The organism is Rahnella sp. CFA14(1/10), from assembly GCF_004195095.1.
Lineage (GTDB): Bacteria > Pseudomonadota > Gammaproteobacteria > Enterobacterales > Enterobacteriaceae > Rahnella > Rahnella perminowiae.
In genome coordinates, this window is the sequence record NZ_SEWS01000017.1 from 27,191 (window position 1) to 43,589 (window position 16,399).

At 51.3% G+C, this 16,399-nt stretch carries 12 protein-coding genes; 8 read left to right on the top strand and 4 right to left on the bottom strand.

Going from position 1 to position 16,399, the window contains the following annotated elements; genetic code table 11:
• Positions 1-10 precede the first annotated feature (10 nt).
• On the top strand, positions 11-1,543 hold the full coding sequence (locus EVX52_RS24215) for a M48 family metallopeptidase (RefSeq protein ID WP_165383774.1): 1,533 nt from the start codon (positions 11-13) through the stop codon (positions 1,541-1,543).
• Between the two features lie 27 nt (positions 1,544-1,570).
• Positions 1,571-1,927, top strand: a complete 357-nt coding sequence (gene arsC, locus EVX52_RS24220; protein ID WP_129955595.1) for an arsenate reductase (glutaredoxin) — start codon at positions 1,571-1,573, stop codon at positions 1,925-1,927.
• A 51-nt stretch (positions 1,928-1,978) separates the two neighbouring features.
• Here arsC and hda read toward each other — a convergent pair whose 3' ends face one another.
• From hda to upp, 3 genes are all read right to left on the bottom strand, one after another.
• Positions 1,979-2,686: a DnaA inactivator Hda gene (gene hda / locus EVX52_RS24225; RefSeq protein WP_013576559.1), complete on the bottom strand. Its 708-nt coding sequence runs from the start codon at positions 2,684-2,686 to the stop codon at positions 1,979-1,981.
• Between the two features lie 176 nt (positions 2,687-2,862).
• Positions 2,863-4,155, bottom strand: coding sequence for a uracil permease (gene uraA, locus EVX52_RS24230; protein WP_129955596.1), 1,293 nt, complete (start codon positions 4,153-4,155; stop codon positions 2,863-2,865).
• 205 nt (positions 4,156-4,360) lie between these two features.
• On the bottom strand, positions 4,361-4,987 hold the full coding sequence (gene upp, locus EVX52_RS24235) for a uracil phosphoribosyltransferase (RefSeq protein WP_013576561.1): 627 nt from the start codon (positions 4,985-4,987) through the stop codon (positions 4,361-4,363).
• A 232-nt stretch (positions 4,988-5,219) separates the two neighbouring features.
• Here upp and purM point away from each other — a divergent pair, with 232 nt between their 5' ends.
• The 5 genes from purM (at position 5,220) to ppx (ending at position 11,806) form a co-directional block, all read left to right on the top strand.
• Positions 5,220-6,257, top strand: a complete 1,038-nt coding sequence (gene purM / locus EVX52_RS24240) for a phosphoribosylformylglycinamidine cyclo-ligase (RefSeq protein ID WP_129955597.1) — start codon at positions 5,220-5,222, stop codon at positions 6,255-6,257.
• Positions 6,258-6,293: 36 nt separating this feature from the next.
• Positions 6,294-6,932: a phosphoribosylglycinamide formyltransferase gene (purN, locus tag EVX52_RS24245; RefSeq protein WP_129992282.1), complete on the top strand. Its 639-nt coding sequence runs from the start codon at positions 6,294-6,296 to the stop codon at positions 6,930-6,932.
• A 220-nt stretch (positions 6,933-7,152) separates the two neighbouring features.
• Entirely contained in the window at positions 7,153-7,728 is a 576-nt protein-coding gene (speG, locus tag EVX52_RS24250) for a spermidine N1-acetyltransferase (protein WP_129955599.1), read from the top strand.
• Positions 7,729-8,169: 441 nt separating this feature from the next.
• Positions 8,170-10,239 carry a polyphosphate kinase 1 gene (gene ppk1 / locus EVX52_RS24255; RefSeq protein ID WP_129955600.1) on the top strand — a complete coding sequence of 690 codons (2,070 nt, stop codon included), beginning with the start codon at positions 8,170-8,172 and terminating at the stop codon, positions 10,237-10,239.
• A 22-nt stretch (positions 10,240-10,261) separates the two neighbouring features.
• On the top strand, positions 10,262-11,806 hold the full coding sequence (gene ppx / locus EVX52_RS24260; RefSeq protein ID WP_129955626.1) for an exopolyphosphatase: 1,545 nt from the start codon (positions 10,262-10,264) through the stop codon (positions 11,804-11,806).
• 74 nt (positions 11,807-11,880) lie between these two features.
• Here the strand turns inward: ppx and EVX52_RS24265 are convergent, their stop codons facing one another.
• The gene (locus tag EVX52_RS24265; protein WP_240782878.1) at positions 11,881-14,085 is read right to left on the bottom strand and encodes an EAL domain-containing protein; all 2,205 of its coding nucleotides are present in this window, start codon (positions 14,083-14,085) and stop codon (positions 11,881-11,883) included.
• 769 nt (positions 14,086-14,854) lie between these two features.
• Here EVX52_RS24265 and mgtE point away from each other — a divergent pair.
• Positions 14,855-16,294: a magnesium transporter gene (mgtE, locus tag EVX52_RS24275; protein ID WP_129992283.1), complete on the top strand. Its 1,440-nt coding sequence runs from the start codon at positions 14,855-14,857 to the stop codon at positions 16,292-16,294.
• Positions 16,295-16,399: the final 105 nt, after the last annotated feature.

A 16,399-nucleotide genomic window follows, 5' to 3' on the forward strand; every position in this document is an offset into this window, starting at 1 on the left:
GCAAATGTTTATGGTTATGCGGTTGAAAAAAAGAGTGATTGCCCTGTGTCTGGGTAGCCTGCTCGCGGGTTCCATACTGCCCGCCGGTGCAGATGACAGTTCATTCTGGTCAACTCCCGCGGGTCCCGCAAAAAGCATTAACTCGCCCTTAGCCCCGCCGGTGAGCGACCAGTTACCGGACATCGGCACTACCGCAGGCGGCACGCTCAGTATTAATCAGGAATTACAGATGGGCGATTTTTATGTCCGTCAGATGCGCGCCAGCACGCCGCTGATTAACGATCCGCTGCTCAATCAGTACATCAACGAACTGGGGCAACGGCTGGTGGCGCATGCCTATTCCGTACGCACCCCGTTCCATTTTTTCATCGTTAATAACGATGAGCTGAACGCCTTTGCCTTTTTTGGCGGCAATGTTGTGCTTCACTCTTCGCTGTTCCGCTACACCGATAACGAGAGCCAGCTGGCCTCCGTCATGGCGCACGAAATTTCCCACGTAACCCAGCGCCATCTGGCGCGTGCGATGGAAGACCAGCAACGTAACGCCCCGCTCACCTGGGTGGGCGCGCTGGGGTCGATTCTTCTGGCGATGGCCAGCCCGCAAATGGGCATGGCGGCACTGACCGGTACCCTGGCCGGCACGCAACAGGGCATGATCAGTTTCACGCAGGGCAATGAGCAGGAAGCTGACCGTATCGGCATTCAGGTCTTACAGCGTTCCGGTTTTGATCCGCAGGCTATGCCAGCCTTCCTGCAAAAACTGGCGGATCAGGCAAGTTACTCGACCCGTCCGCCGGAAATGCTGCTGACTCACCCCCTCCCCGACAGCCGCCTGGCCGATATCCGTAACCGCGCCAACCAGATGCCGCACCCGATTGTGCAATCCTCACAAGATTATCTGATGGCAAAAGTGCGCATTTTGGGCATGTACGGTTCCGAGAGTTTCCCGTTGTCAGATGACTATCTGCAAAAACTGAGTAACGGCAATATCCGTGAACAACTGGCGGCAAAATATGGCCGTGCATTGCAATTTTACAAAGCCAAGAAGAATGATCAGGCACGGACCTTACTGGATCAGTTGCTGATACAGTATCCGGGCAATGAATGGTTGCTGGATTTAGCCACCGATAATGATATCGACAGCAAACGTGCACCGCAGGCGATTGCGCGTCTGGAACAGGCCGGTGCGGCCAGTAGTTCCAACGCCGTGCTGCAACTCAACCTGGCCAACGCCTATCTTGAGGGCGCCAAACCCGCCAATGCCATGAAAATTCTCAACCGCTATACTTTTAATTATCCGGGCGATCCGAATGGCTGGGATTTGTTGTCTCAGGCCGCTGCGGCACAAGGACTGCGTGCGCAGGAACTGGCTGCCCGGGCAGAAAGCATGGCGTTAGTCGGACGTCTGGATCAGGCGATTGAGATGCTGAGCAATGCCAGCGCATTACAAAAATTAGGCAGTCTGGAACAGGCCCGTTACGATGCACGAATCGATCAGCTTCGTCAGTTACAGCAACGGTTCCGTCAGTATCAGAAAGGCTGATCCCAGGGCCAGAATGGAGGAAATCTTATGCAACACGATGTCGCAATCTATCATAATCCGGCATGTTCAAAGAGCCGCGAAACCCTGAAATTGCTGGAAGCAGAAGGCATTGAACCGGAAGTGATTTTATATCTGGAAACGCAGCCGTCTGTGGATAAGCTTAAGGAACTGCTCGGGCTGCTGGGCTTTAGCTCAGCACGCGAACTGATGCGTAAGGGCGAGCAAATTTACAAGGACATGAATCTGAAGGATGCTCATCTGAGCGAGGACGCGCTTTTACAGGCAATGGCTGATCACCCGCGGCTGATTGAACGTCCGATTGTGGTAGCCAACGGCAAGGCGCGTTTAGGGCGTCCGCCGGAGCAGGTGAAAGAGATTTTATAACCCCCCGCTTTCCGTTCGGGTTCAGCTAACGAACCCGGACATTCCTTCCCGTTACAGCCCGAGAATTTCTTTCACAAACGGGATTGTCAATTTCCGCTGCGCCGTAATAGAAGCGCGATCGAGCTGATCAAGGGTCATAAACAGCGTACGCATTTCCCGGTCGAGACGCTTAAGCAGAAAACGGCCCACGTCTTCCGGCAGTTCAAAGCCGCGCAGTTTAGCGCGTAACTGCAATGCCTGAAGCTTTTCTTCATCGGAAAGCGGCTGAAGTTTGTAGATTTGTCCCCAGTCCAGACGGGAGGCCAGATCCGGCAGGCTGAGATTCAGCTGACGCGGAGGACGATCGCCGGTAATAAACAGGCGCGTACGACCGGTTTCAAGAATGCGGTTATAGAGATGAAAAACAGCCGCCTCCCATTCATCATCACCGGCAATGCCTTCAATATTGTCGATACAAACCAGCGCCAGATGTTCCATACCGTCCAGGACTTCAGGCACAAAATAAGCGCGTTTATCCAGCGGCACATAACCGACCGCTTCACCGCGTTGTGATAATTCAGCACAAGCCGCATGCAGCAAATGGCTGCGGCCACCGCCTTCACGTGACCAGAAATAAATATAGGTGCCGTGTTCCTGATGCAATGCGCTCTGAATGGCAGAAAGCAGAGAAGGGTTTTCCCCCGGATAAAAACTGGCAAAGGTTTCATCATCGGGAAGATAAAGTGGCAGGGAAAGCTGTGCCGGCGTATTCAGAAGCACCTCAACCAAAGCGGCATGATGACCGCAGATGTTGTCACGTCAAAAAAAAGAACTGCCGAATTCTAGCAAGGATCCGCGGTGAAATGAACTGTGCCCGGTGCAACCGCTTGCGATCCGAGCACCCGACCGGCGGGTTATGCGCCCGCCGGTCAGGGATTGACTTAAAAACGCCCGGATCAGACTGGCGGATTTTCCCGCTCATCATCAACATCAATGATCTGTTCTTCACCACGGAAAATCTCGATCACTTTGAACAACAGACTCAGGAAAATGCCCACGATCGTTGCCAGCGCCATACCTTTCAGCTCTGCCGCACCAATGTGGATCTTCGCGCCGCTGACACCGATAATCAGGATCACCGCCGTCAGGATCAGATTCTGTGCTTTGTTGTAATCAACCTTCGATTCAATCAGCACGCGGATACCGGATGCGCCAATCACGCCGTACAGCAGCAAAGAAACGCCCCCCATCACGGGCACCGGAACGGCCTGGATTGCCGCCGCCAGTTTGCCGATACAGGAAAGCAGAATGGCGAGGATAGCCGCGCCGCCGATCACCCAGGTACTGTAGACCTTGGTGATGGCCATGACGCCGATATTTTCACCATACGTGGTGTTTGGCGTTGAACCAAAAAAACCGGATAACACGGTCGACAGGCCGTTAGCCAGCATCGAACGGTGCAGGCCAGGATCACGCAGCAAATCTTTCTTCACAATGTTTGCCGTCACAACCAGATGCCCGACGTGTTCGGCAATAACAACCAGCGCCGCAGGCAGGATCGTGAGGATTGCGACCCATTCAAAACGTGGCGTATAGAAGGTTGGCAGCGCGAACCAGTGCGCGTTTTCAATGGCAGAAACATTCACCACGCCCATGAAGAACGACAGCGCATAACCCACCAGCACGCCAATCAGGATCGGGATAATCGCCAGGAAGCCGCGGAACAATACGGAACCGAGAATAGTCACGGCCAGCGTCACCAGCGAAATGGTAATGGTGGTGGAATCCACCGCAGCGCCATCAGCAGGCAGCAACCCCGCCATGTTCGCCGCCACGCCCGCCAGCTCCAGCCCGATAACGGCTACAATTGCGCCCATTGCCGCCGGAGGGAACATCACGTTAATCCAGCCAATCCCGGCTTTCTTAACAATCAGCGCCACCAGACAAAACAACAGACCACAGGCAATAAAGCCGCCCAGCGCCACTTCATACCCCATCGGCAACAGCAACAGCACCGGAGAAATAAATGCAAAACTTGAGCCGAGGTAGGCGGGTATCTTCCCTTTACAGACAAATAAATACAGCAAAGTCCCTATGCCATTGAACAGCAGCACTGTTGCCGGGTTGATCTTGAACAGAATAGGCACCAGAACGGTGGCACCAAACATGGCAAACAGATGCTGGAAACTCAGGGGAATCGTCTGCAGCAATGGCGGACGTTCGCTTACCCCGATGACACGACGGGTCATGAATGTGATCCTCTCAAAGGTGTTTGTGATGTGGTGTTAAACAGAACCTTTTGCTCTGCATAATTCGGGTTGCAGAAAGGCGGCCAATCCGTAAGCCCCGGAGGCACAGATAATTATGCGCTCAGGGTGAACAGGCACAGCCAACGCATCCGCAGCCTGAAGTATGACGAGCAAAAAAAAGCCGACTTCTCAGTCGGCTAATAACTTATTTCGTACCAAATATCTTGTCGCCCGCATCACCGAGCCCCGGGATGATGTAGCCTTTATCATTGAGCCCCTGATCCACCGAGGCGGTGTACAGCTCAACGTCCGGGTGCGCAGCTTCCAGAGCGGCGATCCCTTCCGGTGCGGCAACCAGCACCAGGACTTTAATACTCTGGCAGCCAGCTTTTTTCAGCAGGTCGATGGTCGCAATCATAGACCCCCCGGTCGCCAGCATCGGATCAACCACCAGAGCCAGACGTTCTTCAATGTTAGAAACCAGCTTCTGGAAATACGGCACAGGTTTCAGGGTTTCTTCATCACGGTATACGCCGACTACGCTGATACGCGCGCTTGGAACGTGCTCCAGTACGCCTTCCATCATGCCCAGACCGGCACGCAGGATAGGCACTACGGTAATTTTCTTGCCTTTGATTTGATCAATTTCGACCGGGCCATTCCAGCCTTCAATCGTCACTTTTTCAGTTTCTAAATCGGCAGTCGCTTCATACGTCAGCAGACTCCCCACCTCAGAAGCCAGTTCGCGAAAACGTTTCGTGCTGATGTCATTTTCACGCATCAGGCCCAGCTTGTGTTTCACCAGCGGGTGTTTCACCTCGACGATCTTCATTATTTATTCTCCTAAGGTGGTTGAGCTGCAAAAAAAAATCGCGAGATTATAACGCCATTTTTTTTGAACGCCATACCAAATAGCCTGATCTGGATCATCACTAACCCGGTTAGAGTATAGACAGCCTAAAATCCCTCATCGAATAAGGCGCTCGCAAACGTTTGCTTGCACTGTTAGAATTGCCCCGCTTTATTCTTCAACCACCAACCCAAACCGCCGTGGGGACTTCGCAGTGACCGACAAAACCTCTCTCAGCTATAAAGACGCAGGCGTAGATATCGATGCCGGTAACGCATTGGTAGACCGCATTAAAGGTGTAGTAAAACAGACTCGCCGCCCTGAAGTCATGGGTGGACTGGGCGGTTTTGGTGCCCTCTGCGCGCTGCCGCAAAAATATCGTGAACCCGTGCTGGTATCGGGTACCGACGGCGTTGGCACCAAGCTGCGTCTGGCGATGGATTTGAAACGCCACGATACTATCGGTATCGACCTGGTCGCGATGTGCGTCAACGATTTGATCGTTCAGGGCGCCGAACCCCTGTTCTTCCTCGATTATTACGCTACTGGCAAACTGGACGTCGATACGGCTGCCAGCGTGATCACGGGTATCGCAGAAGGCTGTAAACAGTCTGGCTGTGCGTTAGTTGGCGGTGAAACCGCTGAAATGCCGGGCATGTATCACGGCGAAGATTACGACGTGGCAGGCTTCTGCGTGGGCGTGGTGGAAAAATCAGAAATCATCGACGGCAGCAAAGTGGCTGACGGGGATGTGCTGATTGGTCTGGCCGCCAGTGGCCCGCATTCTAACGGTTATTCTCTGGTGCGCAAAATTCTGGAAGTCAGCAAGACCGACCCGGAAACCACCGATCTGGCAGGCAAACCGCTGGCTGATCATTTGCTCGCACCGACCAAAATTTACGTGAAATCGATCCTGAACCTGATCGAAAACGTGGATGTTCACGGCATCGTCCATCTGACCGGTGGCGGCTTCTGGGAAAATATCCCCCGCGTATTGCCGGACAACACGCAGGTGATTATCGATGAATCAAGCTGGCAGTGGCCGGATGTCTTTACCTGGTTGCAAACCGCCGGTAACGTCAGCCGTCATGAAATGTACCGCACCTTTAACTGTGGTGTCGGCATGCTGGTGGCACTTCCTGCAGAACTGGCCGATCAGGCGATTGCATTACTGAACGATAACGGCGAAAAAGCGTGGAAAATTGGCTACATTAAAGCCTCTGATGCCGCTGAACGCGTGATTATTGAATAAAACCAGTAAAACAACTGACTGATGACGGGTAGGAAAATGAAAAGGATTGTGGTTCTGGTATCGGGCGAGGGAAGCAATTTACAGGCCCTGATCGATGCCTGCCAGCAGGGACGAATCAATGCAACGCTTTGTGCGGTCTTCAGCAATAAAGTAGCGGCATACGGGCTTGAAAGAGCCCGTTCAGCCAATATTCCCGCGCATGCGCTGGATGTTAAAGCCTATGAAGACCGTGCGGCGTTTGACGTTGCGCTGGCCGATGCTATCCAAAGTTACCAGCCTGATCTGGTGGTACTTGCCGGTTATATGCGTATTCTGACCGCTGAATTCGTCCGGCGCTTTGCCGGTCGCATGATCAACATTCACCCTTCCCTGCTGCCAAAATATCCGGGTCTGCATACACACCGTCAGGCCATTGAAAATCAGGATGCCGAACACGGTACGTCCGTGCATTTCGTGACTGAAGAACTCGACGGTGGTCCGGTAATTTTACAGGCTAAGGTACCGGTATTTGCTGAGGATACCGAAGAAGATCTGATCGCCCGCGTGCAAACGCAGGAACACAGCATTTATCCGCTGGTGGTCAGTTGGTTTGTTGAGGGACGTTTGTCGCTGCAAAACGGCCAGGCACTGCTGGATAACCATTCACTTTCTGAACGTGGATACGCGGAAGATTAATCTGTCATTGCATCACGATTTCACTATAAACCGGCCACGTGCCGGTTTTTTATTTTCCGTTATTTGACATTTGTTTACATTTCGCCCGATATAATGCCCGTCCCGGTGCACGTTTAAACGTCGTTTGTGCGCCGACCTTCATCTGAACCACGGTTGTTTCAGATTTTATATTTACGAAGGTTACCCTCATAAAACGGCTTGTATAGTTGAGGAACACCCCATGTTTAGCCATAACAGCGTCAGATTACGTCCACTGGAAAAGGACGACCTGTCGTTTGTTCATCGTCTTGATAATAACGCCAGCATCATGCGTTATTGGTTTGAAGAACCTTACGAGGCTTTCGTCGAACTGACCGATTTGTATAACAAGCATATCCATGACCAAAGCGAGCGCCGCTTTATTATCGAATTCGAAAGCGGACCGGTCGGCCTGGTCGAATTGGTGGAAATTAATCATATTCACCGCCGCGCGGAGTTTCAGATCATTATTGACCCGCAGCATCAGGGCAAAGGCTTTGCCGGTGATGCCGTCCGTCTGGCGATGGATTATGCCTTCTCCGTGTTGAACCTCTACAAACTGTATTTAATTGTGGATAAAGAAAACAAAAAGGCAATCCATATTTACAGCAAATTAGGGTTCGAGCTTGAAGGGGAACTGAAACAGGAATTTTTTGTGAACGGCGAATATCGCAGCGCCATCCGCATGTGTATTTTCCAGCCTCAGTTCCTGGCGAAATACAAAACCAAGCCTGCTCAGGTCAAACCTGAATCTCTGGTGGGTGCCAGCGCGATTTAATTTATCGCGGTAAAAATTATTCAATATTTATACCCAAAATAATTCGGTTCGCAGGAAGGCGGCAAGTGGGTGAATCCCGCATCACTGATTTAAGTCAGTGGCGCGGGTCAGCAAACGGAGCCAACGCACCTGCGATCTGAAGTATGAAGCGTATCGGTCAGGGTAGACGAACTCCTTCACATGTAAGGCTTTGTCCTCCTTTTTCTCGCAATAATTCCCCTGCTATAAACTCTTCTGAAATCATCCTTTGTTATGTTGGACTTTCCTGTCAATCTTTCGCAATATTGATAGTAGACACTAGGTCCCTCTCACAGATGGCTTCCTGATGCGCTGGCCGCTTAAAAAGCGGGCAACACGAAGAATATGTTGAGCTATATTGCGGTGTTTTCAGGCAAATTTGCCTGTATGGGCCAGGTTGCAAGCTAAATGAACGGAGTGAAAATGGGTCAGGAAAAGCTTTATATCGAGAAAGAACTAAGCTGGCTGTCCTTCAATGAGCGCGTGTTGCAAGAAGCGGCTGACAAAAGCAATCCCCTGATCGAACGGATGCGTTTTTTAGGGATCTATTCCAATAACCTGGATGAATTTTATAAAGTTCGTTTCGCCGATTTAAAAAGACGGATCCTCATCAGCGAAGAACAAGGTTTTCTGGGCGCGTCCCGCCATTTACTGAAAAAAATCCAGGCCAAGGTGCTGCGCATTGATCAGGAGTTCGACAGCCTTTACAACGACTTGCTTCTGGAAATGGCGCGTAATCAAATTTTCCTTATTAACGAACGTCAGGTTTCCGAAAACCAGCAAGCCTGGCTGCGCCAGTATTTCAAACATCATCTGCGCCAGTACATCACACCGATTCTGATTAATCACGACACCAACCTGGTGCAATTCCTTAAAGACGATTACACCTATCTGGCGGTTGAAATTATCCGCGGCGAAGAGATCCACTACGCGCTGCTCGAAATTCCGTCCGATAAAGTGCCGCGTTTCGTTAACTTGCCACCGGAAGCACCACGCCGCCGTAAGCCAATGATTCTGCTGGATAACATTCTGCGTTATTGTCTGGATGATATTTTTAAAGGCTTCTTCGATTACGATGCGCTGAATGCGTACTCAATGAAAATGACCCGCGATGCTGAATATGATCTGGTCACGGAAATGGAATCGAGCCTGCTGGAGCTGATGTCATCGAGTCTGAAACAGCGTCTGACCGCCGAACCGGTACGTTTCGTTTACCAGCGCGATATGCCGGATGAAATGGTGGAGCTGCTGCGCGGTAAACTCGGTATCTCCAATTATGATTCGGTGATCGCCGGTGGCCGTTACCACAATTTCAAAGATTTCATTGGCTTCCCGAATGTTGGCAAAGCCAATCTGGTGAACCGTCCGCTCCCCCGTCTGCGCCATTTGTGGTTCGACAAATTCCGCAACGGCTTTGCGGCGATCCGTGAACAAGACGTACTGCTGTATTATCCGTATCACACGTTTGAGCATGTACTGGAACTGTTGCGTCAGGCATCTTTCGATCCGAACGTGCTGTCGATAAAAATCAATATATACCGCGTGGCGAAAGATTCCCGCATCATCGAATCGATGATTCACGCTGCCCACAACGGTAAGAAAGTCACTGTGGTCGTCGAACTGCAGGCGCGCTTTGATGAAGAAGCGAATATTCACTGGGCGAAACGCCTGACGGAAGCCGGTGTGCACGTTATTTTCTCTGCGCCGGGTCTGAAAATTCACGCAAAACTCTTTCTTATTTCCCGCCGGGAAGGCGATGAAATTGTCCGCTATGCTCATATCGGGACCGGTAATTTTAACGAGAAAACAGCGCGGCTTTATACCGACTATTCACTGCTCACCGCCGATGCGAGGATCACCAACGAAGTCCGACGTGTCTTCAACTTTATTGAAAACCCGTACCGCCCGGTGTCGTTCGAGCATCTGATGGTGTCACCGCAAAACTCACGCGACATGCTTTACCGTTTGATTGACCGTGAAATTGCCAACGTGCAGGCAGGGGGTACCGGCGGTATTACGCTGAAAATCAACAATCTGGTGGATAAAGGGCTGATTGACCGTCTCTACGTGGCGTCAAACGTCGGGGTGAAAATCCGTCTGCTGATCCGCGGCATGTGCTCACTGGTACCGAATTTGCCTGGTTTTAGCGAAAATATTCAGGTCACCAGTATCATTGACCGTTATCTGGAACACGATCGCGTGTATGTCTTTGAAAACGGCGGCGAGACTAAAGTCTTCCTGTCTTCTGCCGACTGGATGACACGTAATATTGATTACCGTATTGAAGTGGCCGTTGCCCTGCTCGATCCGCGTCTGAAACAGCGCGTTCTGGATATCCTTGAACTGCTGTTTAGTGACACAGTAAAAGCCAGAGTGATTGATAAAGAACTGAGCAACCGGTATGTTCCACGCGGAAATCGCCGCAAAGTTCGTGCGCAACTGGCGATTTATGAATATCTCAAAGAGCTGGAACAACAAAGTCAGCAAGCCTGAACCCCTGGAGCGTTATACCATTATGCCCCTTAAAAGCAGCCCACTGAATGCTAAACCACAGGAAATTGCGGCCATCGATCTCGGGTCGAACAGTTTCCATATGGTCATTGCCCGCGTCGTCAACGGCGCGCTACAGGTCCTCGGACGCCTGAAACAACGCGTTCATCTGGCCGATGGCCTCGACGCTAAAAATGTGCTCAGTGAAGAAGCCATTCAACGCGGGCTGGATTGCCTGGCTTTATTCGCCGAACGCCTGCAGGGGTTTGCGGAAAATAACGTCACTATCGTCGGCACGCATACGCTGCGTCAGGCAGTGAATGCCGAGGAGTTTCTCAAGCGCGCCAAAGAAGTCATCCCCTACCCGATTGAAATTATTTCCGGGCAGGAGGAGGCACGACTTATTTTTATGGGTGTTGAACATACCCAGCCTGAAAAAGGCCGCAAGCTGGTAGTCGATATCGGTGGCGGTTCAACAGAACTGGTCATCGGGGAAGATTTCGAGCCATTGCTGGCCGAAAGCCGCCGTATGGGCTGCGTCAGTTTTGCGCAGATGTTTTTCCCCAATGGCGAAATCAGTCGCAGTAATTTCAAACGTGCGCAGCTTGCCGCCGCGCAAAAGCTGGAAACTCTGGCGTGGCAATACAGGCTGCAAGGCTGGCAGTATGCTTTGGGTGCATCCGGCAGTATTAAAGCAGCACATGAAGTCCTGGTCGCCATGGGCGAGAAAGACGGCTTAATTACCCCTGAACGGCTGGAAATGCTGACCGAAGCAGTACTGAACTTCAAGCATTTCAGCGCACTGGATTTACCGGGTTTATCGGAAGACAGGCAATCGGTTTTTGTACCGGGTCTGGCCATTCTGCGCGGCGTATTTGATGCGCTGGCGGTCAAAGAGCTGCGTCTTTCGGACGGTGCGCTGCGTGAAGGAGTGCTGTATGAAATGGAAGGCCGCTTCCGTCATCAGGATATCCGTACCCGTACCGCGAAAAGCCTGGCTGAGCATTATAACATTGACCGGGAACAGGCTCGCCGCGTGCTGGATACGACCGAGCAATTGTATGCACAATGGCTGGCGCAAAATACCAAGCTGGTGCAGCCGCAGCTGGAATCACTGTTGAAATTCAGCGCCATGTTGCATGAGGTCGGCCTGAGTATTAACCACACCGGCATGCACCGTCATTCCTCGTATATTTTGCAAAATACTAACTTGCCGGGGTTCAACCAGGAACAGCAAACGCTGCTGGCCACACTGGTACGTTTCCACCGCAAAGCCATCAAGCTGGAAGAACTGCCGCGCCTGAATTTGTTCAAGAAGAAGCACTACATTCCGCTGATTCAGCTTCTGCGCTTAGGCGCATTGCTCAATAACCAGCGTCAGTCGACGACAACGCCTGAATCCCTGCGGTTATCCACCGATGATAATCACTGGACGCTGCGTTTCCCGGCCGGATATCTGGCGCAGAATAACCTAGTTCAGCTGGATTTCGAAAAAGAGCAAAGTTACTGGGATGACGTAACAGGCTGGAAACTGATGCTGGAGGAAGAAGACGGCATTGCGGAAAACTAACCGTTTCGCTGCAATAAAAAAGCCCTCTGGCATCTGATGCGCAGAGGGCTTTTTTCTCCGGCAGCCGTTCAGTTTCAGGCGCCCGGGAGTTCAAGTAGTGTCTTTAACGGCTCCGGTTTACCCACCAGATAACCTTGCATGTAATCCACACCCAGCGCATGCAGCGCGGTTTTCTGGTCTTCAGTTTCTACATACTCCGCCACAATCGATAAATGCTTCATGCGCGCCACCTGACAGATCGACTGCACAATGTAGGCATCCAGCGAATCAGTGAGCATATTGCGCACGAAGCTGCCGTCAATTTTCAGAATATCAGCCTGGATAGCCTTCAGACGACCATAACTGGCATAGCCGGTACCGAAGTCATCAATCGCAATGCGGCAACCATAAGAACGTAATTCCCGCATCGCCAGGTCAGCATATTTCATATTCTGTAGCAGATGAGATTCAGTCACCTCCAGCACAATCTGGAACGGTTCCACCTCATATTCCAGCATGAGTGCTTTAAAATCGCGGGTAAATGTCGGGCGGCACAACGTCGAAGGTGTGAAATTCACCGCAAAACGCAGGCTTGGCAGACGGACACGGTTTTGATTGATAAACATCAGCGTATGTTTCAGCACCCACATATCCAGCTGATACGACAAACCAAATTCATGCACCACCGGCAGGAACTTATCCGGTGTGATCAGCGTTTCATGCGCACCATCTGACATGCGCAGCAGAATTTCATGATAACTGTCGCCGCGTACCCCTAAGATCGGTTGCGCCATCAGCACAAAACGATCGTCATCCAGTGCCCGCTGGATTTTGTGCAGCATATCGACCTTCTCTCTGATCTCCAGTTGTACCTGAGTGTGATCGTTTTTATTCGATTCCGGCTGTCCGGTGGTCAGGGAAACTTCGGCAATCCCGCTCAGTTCGCCCAGTAAAACCGGCAGATGTTCCACCGGCGAATACACCGTACAGTAAGATAAACCAATGTTGGGATGCAGCGGCAAACCGTTCCAGATGAGTCGGAAATCTTCCAGATAGTCATGCAAATTCTGCAGTTTTTTATCCGCATCTTCGCAGTTAAGCCGCAAGACCAGATCATAACCCGGCAAATGATAAACCTGCTCCTCCTTCTGCAGATAAGGCTTCAGCCCGAGCGCCAGTTGTTGTTTGAACTGAATACGTAACTGCATGCCGTAATTACGGCTTAACACATCCATATCGGAGACGCGGATAAAACAGAGCATGGAACGCGGATAGCGCGCCAGATCACGGTTGAAGGCACGCAGGTTAGGCAGGCCAAACACCGGGTCCTGCAAGGCGGCGGCACTGGATCTTTTCATCAGCAAACGCTGCCGTGAGGCGATAGCCGCCATCAGTAACAACGTGATGGTATAAACCAGCATCAGGGCGGAGACGAACACCAGATTATGAATAAAGCCATTCCCGGAAATAAACCCCTGATAGTAGTGAAATAAAACCGTCAGGGTGAGGGTCCAGACAATACTGATAAAGTAATAACCGTAGCGCCATGCCCCAAACAGCAATACCGGGAACAGTAGCGTCAGCGTGTAATCGCTGAGTAAAATCTTCATGAACGGTTCACTCATCCCCGGCAGGCACAGCAGCGTGACCATAAACACCAGAACCGTAAACCACAGCACAATTTCAGCAAATCTCACGCCCGCTGATTGCTCTTTTCGCAGCCTCATGCATATCACACGTAAATAATGCGGCTTACGGATAATGCGTAACACCAGATAAATCACATGAGAGTTAAGCAGAATGCCGAGGATCAATGCCTGTAAATTGACCAGCGTCCTGAGCGTAACAAAATCCCGTGTCGCCATGCCGAGATAACCGGGCAGTAGCCCGCTTTCAATCACAACCTGCAGCACAATGACGAAAAATAACGTCAGGAAAATCACCAACCAGCCTACGCGGGCCTTCGCCAGATTCATCAGCCCGAGCGGTGCGGACCAGCGGCTGCCCGCCTGCCAGCGATAACCCAGCCAGGCCAGGGACAGCGCGGTGAAGTAAATTACCGTCATCAGCATGCCCATCTCGACCCCAACCCGCAGGTAATAACGCAGGAAAAGCGTCAGGACGATGCCAGGTAATGCAGCCCAGTCAAACACCATCAGCAACGCGACACAGGTCGCCATCGGCATATAAATAAGATAAGTGCGGCCATCCGGCAGGGAGATCATCGGAGAAAGCCACGAGGTCACCGGGATCAGCACCAGCGCACAAATTACGGGGAGTCCCCACCATTTATGGCGCATGTTGTGCCTGGAAAAAATTTTATGCATCAAGTCCATCTAAGTTTTGTGCATGAATTTCATGCCGCAATGAAGGGTTCAAAGTATAACTGACGTCAGACTGGCAGTCCGATGACGGTGGCTACGGGTCGCGTCCTCAATTATCGTTGTAAAAACGTCATCTCACAGAAAAAGCGCAGAAGAAAAAAGAATACAGCGGAGGTCGGGACATCACTTTTAAAATATGACTGGATTCTAATGTGCCCCATCTTAAATCCCTTGATGCATATCAATAAACACAATCTTTATGATTTGGCTGAAATTCATCTCAAACAAATTCATCGCGTGATTAACAAAATAAAATGTATAGATTATTTAATGAGATCATTCCCATGAATAAGGAAAAGGATGCGTTTTTGTCAGTTGTATAAAAGTTAATACCGCACGTTTTGTTCTTAATCCGATTATCTGGCCGCCTGTTTAGATGTGCTATATATTGTAAACGTTATCATTTGCATGTCTTCATTCCTTCACCGTAGCAACGATTTACTTAAGCGATTAAATTATGTCTCGAAAAACCAACATCAGAATAACGAAAATCGTTTTAGCGATAAGCTTCATTATTTTGTTCGGACGTCTGGTCTACTCCGCTATCGGCGCGTATTCACATCATCAGGATCAAAAACAAGCCCTGACCGATACGCAAACTTTGGGGCCACAGGAACCGGCTCCTGAAAAAACCTGTACCGGAACGTTGAAAACCTGCCGTTATTCAAAGGACTAAGGATCTCAAATGCCTGGTGAAAAACCGAAAAATTACGGCCAGAAGCTGGCTGAAAGCCGCAGCAGGATCCTCGATCTCCTTCTGAACACCGATGACCTCGCCGACAGTATTCTGGGCGAGGAACCGGACGTCGATGACGACACGCGTGCACAACTGATGGACAACACCGCCGAGCTGACCTCGCGGGTAAAAAATCTTCATGCCGCTGACGTGGCGGACGTACTGGAAGCCTTGCCGATACGGGAGCGTCTGGCGCTTTGGCGGCTGGTAGAACCTGCTGCGCGCGGCAAAGCACTGGTGGAAGTCTCAGAAACGGTCTGGGACAGCCTGATCGAAGAAATGAGCGATAAAGATTTGCTCAAAACCATGTCACTGCTGGATGTCGATGATCAGGTTTATCTGGCGGAGTATCTGCCCCGCGACCTGATTGGCCGCGTACTGACTTCGCTGGATCCGCGCCAGCGCGACAAAGTCCGTGAAGTCATGAAATTCAGTAAAGAATGCGTTGGCCGCATTATGGATTTCGAGTTACTGACCGTTCGTCCGGATGTGTCACTGGGCACCGTTCAGCGCTTTCTCCGATCACGCAAATCAATTCCCCAGGCAACCGACAAAGTCTTTATCACTGACCGGAAAAATACGCTGATCGGCGAATTGCCGCTGACTACCATTTTACTGAACCCGCCGCATACGCTGGTTTCTGATGTGATGATCACCGAACTCACGAGCTTTGAACCGGAGGATAAAGCGGAGGATGCAGCCAGTGCGTTCGAGCGCTACGATCTGATCACCGCTGCCGTCGTGGATAAAAAAGGAAAACTGATGGGGCGCCTGACGGTGGAAGAAATTGTTGATTTCGTCAATAACGACACCGACAGCAACTTACGCCGTATGGGGGGGTTAAGTCCTGAAGAAGATGTTTTCTCGCCGGTGACCAAAGCTGTACGTAATCGCTGGGCATGGCTGGCCATCAATCTGTGTACGGCGTTTGTGGCTTCCCGCGTGATTGGCCTGTTTGAACACACGATTTCACAGCTCGTTGCACTGGCCGCGCTGATGCCCATTGTTGCCGGTATCGGCGGGAATACCGGTAATCAGACCATCACTATGATTGTGCGCGGGCTGGCGTTGCACCACGTACAGCTCGGCAATCTGAAATTCCTGATATTCAGGGAACTGGGCGTGGCGCTGATCAACGGCCTTGTGTGGGGCGGATTAATGGGGGTCGTCACCTGGCTGCTCTACGGCGACTGGCAAATGGGTGCCGTGATGACGTTGGCGATGGTACTGAATTTGCTGCTGGCCGCACTGATGGGCGTCGTGATCCCGCTGACCATGGTGCGTCTTGGCCGGGACCCGGCAGTCGGTTCGAGTGTCATGATTACCGCGCTGACAGACACCGGCGGATTTTTCATTTTCCTCGGCCTCGCCACCATTTTCCTGCTCTGATGAATCAATTCCGGCTTTCTGGCCGGAAAATTCGTTATCTATTACAGCGTAATGTAGAATTTACATTAATAATTAGCGCTGATTCTCCGATATTCATTCCTCCTG